The organism is Bradyrhizobium sp. (genome assembly GCF_004799445.1).
Taxonomy (GTDB): domain Bacteria; phylum Pseudomonadota; class Alphaproteobacteria; order Rhizobiales; family Xanthobacteraceae; genus Bradyrhizobium.
In genome coordinates this window covers 1-4,540 of sequence record NZ_SSNA01000023.1, presented here as the reverse complement: position 1 = coordinate 4,540, position 4,540 = coordinate 1, and the positions used below count along the sequence as shown (strand labels likewise).

At 55.8% G+C, this 4,540-nt stretch carries 5 protein-coding genes and 1 pseudogene; 3 read left to right on the top strand and 3 right to left on the bottom strand.

Going from position 1 to position 4,540, the window contains the following annotated elements; genetic code table 11:
* The 3 genes from E8A46_RS01935 to E8A46_RS01925 all read left to right on the top strand — a co-directional run.
* Positions 1 to 228, top strand: a 228-nt coding sequence (locus E8A46_RS01935; protein WP_291556658.1) for a hypothetical protein, incomplete at its 5' end; no start/stop codon positions are given.
* A 127-nt stretch (positions 229 to 355) separates the two neighbouring features.
* Positions 356 to 682, top strand: a complete 327-nt coding sequence (locus E8A46_RS01930) for a hypothetical protein (RefSeq protein WP_291556656.1) — start codon at positions 356 to 358, stop codon at positions 680 to 682.
* Positions 683 to 1,100: 418 nt separating this feature from the next.
* Positions 1,101 to 1,319 (top strand): hypothetical protein, encoded by a 219-nt coding sequence (locus tag E8A46_RS01925; RefSeq protein ID WP_291556653.1) that lies wholly within the window; start codon positions 1,101 to 1,103, stop codon positions 1,317 to 1,319.
* Positions 1,320 to 1,727: 408 nt separating this feature from the next.
* On the opposite strand, the gene E8A46_RS01920 is transcribed toward E8A46_RS01925, so the two are convergent.
* The 3 genes and pseudogenes from E8A46_RS01920 to E8A46_RS01910 all read right to left on the bottom strand — a co-directional run.
* Complete coding sequence (locus E8A46_RS01920; protein ID WP_291556650.1) at positions 1,728 to 3,116, bottom strand: MBL fold metallo-hydrolase; 1,389 nt, start codon at positions 3,114 to 3,116, stop codon at positions 1,728 to 1,730.
* A 74-nt stretch (positions 3,117 to 3,190) separates the two neighbouring features.
* Positions 3,191 to 4,141: a TIGR00730 family Rossman fold protein gene (locus E8A46_RS01915; RefSeq protein ID WP_291556645.1), complete on the bottom strand. Its 951-nt coding sequence runs from the start codon at positions 4,139 to 4,141 to the stop codon at positions 3,191 to 3,193.
* Between the two features lie 261 nt (positions 4,142 to 4,402).
* Positions 4,403 to 4,540: pseudogene (locus tag E8A46_RS01910) on the bottom strand (RlpA-like double-psi beta-barrel domain-containing protein); the annotation flags it as partial.

The window sequence follows — 4,540 nt, the reverse complement described above, 5'->3', positions numbered from 1 at the left end:
GGAGTGGGTATGAACGTTGAGACAATCGATCGTCTGATGATGGCCCACTGCATCGACCTTTCGAAGTCGTCCGGCAAAGTGGGTGAGTATCCATATGCCGCAGTGAGAGTGATTGCTCCCGGAAGGCGTTGGGACAACCTGCGCAGCCGGGAAATTCGAACAGGCAGAACTCGTGACACGTTGCGCCGGGTGTCCCGTCTGCCGACCTTTTGTCGAGCCGGCATTTGAGCGGCTCGATTTCGATTTGGGCTATGGATGCTCCCCTTTATGCGGGCGGGAGTGCGACACTCTCGGTCACCGATGATTGCCGAGGTCTGGGCGGTGATGGAACCACAATGGAGCTTTGGGTTCCATATTGCTGTCCAATATCATCGCCGGCGCAATAGCAGACGCGCCCCGTGCAACGGGCCGCGTTGGACAGATTGAGGTTGAGAACATGACCGGTGAACAATCCCGAGGACTCAAGGTAGGCGATCGCGTTTGCTGGGGCGAGGACGAGAACGATAAGGCCACCGTCACCGAAAAGAACTGGTCTGGGGTGGCCCTGAAGTGGGATAATCGCAGCGAGCAACCCGTCTTGCACAATGATATGGCGAAGGTTTTCCTCATTCCGAAAAGCAGTCCCAATGAGAAAGCCCAGCTCAGCCAAATTTGGCACGGAAATCGAATGCCCCGCCTGTGAGGGCACCGGATTCCCGACCGTCGTGCAACCGGCCGAGCCGGGTCGAAAGATCTATCCTGCACCCTGCAAGAAATGTCTTGGCAAAGGCCGGCTGGCCCGCGAACTTAAATGATCTGCCGCGTGCCTTGCAACGAAGCTGTGCGCCGATGCGTGCCGCACGTTGCCAATTGCGCCACATCAATATTTGCTAAGTCGAGGTACTTCGAGGTGTTTCGGGTTCTAATCTTCGAAAGTGAGCAATATTGATCACAATGTCCGGGGGCCGCTGAGTTTGGACATTGCAGCCATTTCGAATTGGAATGGAACTTTCGCTTTAAGTCGGGAACCGGACGTGGCAAATGAGTTCCATCACCGCCCATCTTTGGCATCTACCGGTGCCTGAGAGTGTTGTGCTCCCGCCGAAGTCTGGTGAGCAATCATGACCGCGTCTCCCCAAGCCCCGACCTTATTCCGTGATCGCCTGATGGAGGCACCATGCACGAAATGCGGCGCGAAAATGACGCTTGCTCGGATCGAACCAGACAAGCCGGGCTACGATCTGCGCACATTCGAATGCACGAAGTGCAACAACGTCGATCAGTACATCGTTGAATACGAAACATCTTCGCCGTGGGTGCTGGTCGTCAGGGGCAGTTAGGCTGCCTCAGGTGGCGGCCCCAAGTGGGGCATGCGCATCGCGCGGGTATTATCCTAGGAGGGATACAATGGGATTAATCCTACTCTTGGTCGTTCTGGTTCTCCTTTTTGGTGGCGGTGGTTTCTATCTCGGCGCTCCCTACCATTATTTTGGAGGGGGCCTCGGCACGATATTGGTGATCGTTATTATAGTCCTTCTGCTGAGGGGCTGACTGGCAGAGCGGCCTCCCGTTCCAGTTCGGTCTGCCCGCAATGAAATTGAGCCTAGGTGGGCGATTCGCAACGTAGGCAGTCCGAACTCCCGGTTCAAAGCCACAACTCTCGTAGAAGCGATGGACGCGAGGATTCTTTCAGCCGCTTTGAAGTAGCACTTCGACGGCGTCCATCTTATCTCACGTAGGGTGCGAACTCACAAATCAAACGCTTGATTCGGCTCCGGCATTTCGACACGAGTGTCGGAAAGATGTGCGGCGAACTGTTTCATGGTGTCGTCTTCGCCGTGGACGAGGAACGTGCGTTTCGCGCAGGTCTGCTTTTGCCACGTCAGCAGCTCAGCTTCGTCGGCATGGGCGGAAAACCCATTGATGGTGTAGATGCGAGCCTTAACCGGGATGTTCTCACCAAAGATAGTCACTTGCTTGGCGCCGTCGATAATACGGCGCGCGAGAGTTCCAACGGCTGCGTAGCCGACGAATACGATGCTCGAATCCTCGCGACCTAAATTGTGCTGCAGGTGGTGGCGCACGCGGCCGCCGGTGCACATGCCCGATCCGGCCATGATAATGGCCCCGCCATGAATGTTGTTTATCGCAACGGAATCGGCGGTCTCCCTCGTGAAATGCAATCCTGGTAAATCGAGGGGGTCGTGTCCGTCTTGAAACAACTTCGCGGTCGCCGGATCAAAACATTCTGGATGGCGCCGAAAGATCTCGGTGGCTGAAATAGCCATCGGCGAATCCAGGTACACTTGCGTCGATTTCGTGAGCCGGCCCTGAGCGATGCCCTGACTCAAGAAATAGAGCAGTTCCTGCGCGCGCTCCAGAGCGAAGGTGGGGATGATGACGTTTCCGCCCCGCTTGAAAGTCTCGGTAATAGCCTCAAAAAACTCATCGACGGACGGGCCCAGGGGCTTGTGCAATCGGTCGCCGTACGTGGTTTCCATCACAACGTTCTCAGCCTGTGGTGGCGTCGTAGGGCTGCGCAGCAGTAGGCGACCGGTGTTGCCCAGGTCCCCCGAAAACAACACGCTGGTCGAATGGCTCTGCTCTTCAAGTTCCAGGAAAATGCTTGCCGAACCCAGAATATGTCCAGCGTCGATGAAGGTAGCATGCACGCCAGCGGCGACCTCGAGAACCTGTGAGTAGACCGCGGTCCGTCCCAAATAATCCAGGCAGTTCAGTGCATCGAGGGTTGAATAGAGCGGTGCCTTTGTGTCGTGGGCCGCTCCGTCATGACCGAGCCTGCCCGAACTGTGTCGCACGTCCTCCTCCAGCAGGTGGGCTGCATCCAGAAGAACAAGCCGCACCAACTCACGCGACGCTGACGTTGTAATGATCTCTCCGCTAAATCCCCTCTTGGCCAATAGAGGCAGACGCCCGCAATGATCCAGGTGAGCATGGGTTAGTAGTACGTAGTTGATGCTGGCGGCATCAAAGCCGAAAGGTTCGGCGTTTTCCTCGTCCAACTCGCGGCTACCTTGATATAGCCCGCAGTCGATCAAGATCCGCTTCCCAGCACATTCGACCAAATGACAGGAGCCGGTCACACCGCGATCCGCTCCATGAAAGGATATCTTCAAGTCACTCTCCTTCGTACTAGTTAATTCTATCGGCAATCGCACGGGCGTTTCGGCAGTACTGAAACACAGGCATCTCACGGTTCTCTATGCAAAGGCTCCCCGCTCGCATCGTGCCAATGCAAGATACCGTCCCAAATTTCCTGCGCCGTCTCGGCAAACCAGAACAGATCCCGATCTTCCGCATCGATGACACCTTCATCGACGAGGAAATCTATGTCGACCGCGCGACGCCAATAGGCCTCACCCACCAACACGACAGGGATTGGCTTGATCTTGCGGGTCTGTACTAAAGTTAGAACCTCGAACAGTTCGTCGAACGTGCCATAACCACCTGGGAACGCGACGAGTGCCTTGGCCCGTAGGAGAAAATGCAGCTTGCGCAGAGCGAAATAATGAAAGCTGAAACAGAGTTCGGGTGTGACGTAGGGGTTCGGATATTGCTCATGAGGGAGGCTGATGTTTAGTCCGACGGATTTGGCTCCGACGTCGAACGCTCCACGGTTGGCGGCCTCCATCATTCCCGGCCCTCCACCGGTTATGATGGCCGTATGGTGTTTGCGAGCGCCATGATTCGCACTGCCCACGAGACGCCCGAATTCGCGAGCTACATCATAATAGTGACTCTTGGCATGGATTCGCTCAGCAATTACTAGCCGACGTTGCAGCTCCATATTGTTTGCGTCGGCAGCGAGTGATGCGCGCAGCGTATCCACCTTGCGAAGTGCGGCAGCCGGCTCGCAAATTCGCGTGCTCCCAAACACAACTATCGTTTGGTGAATGTTGTGCTCTTCAAGCAGCAGCTCGGGCTTGAGATAGTCGATCTGTAGGCGCACGCCGCGCACGCCATCTTGCGCGAGAAAATCAATGTCATTATCAGCTCGACGGTAGCTGGGGTTATTCAGGATCGCCTGCACTCGCTGCAAGGCCTCGGGATCTTCCTCAGTTGCCTTCGGCTGCTGCCAAGGCAAAGGGTCACGCCTTTTATAGGGATGGGCAGGTGGTGGAATTTCTTGCTTCTTATTCATTGCTTTTTAGATCATCGCTAATTGCTCCAGCGTCGGATTAGAGCCCATTCACCGGCCAACAGCAACCAATCATACCGCACATTGAGAACGGCGGACTGCCAGCAAGGAAGTCCCCCCAACCGTTCAAGGATGTCATTGATCCGCGTCAATCAGTGCGCAACCCAAGATGACGATTGGATGGCGCGAGTGATCGCGACGTGCTGCTATTCCCGCCGTCGCAACAATCAATTTTTCACCGGCTGGTCGATTTTCCGGAATCGACAGGATCTTGAGGCACACCTTCGTCAAATCCGCGAAGCCGAGTTCATGTGCGGCAGCCTGCGATACATCGATTATTCTTCCGCTGACGTGAGGGCCACGATCGGTGATCCGGACGACTGCCGAACGGCCGTTTTCTCG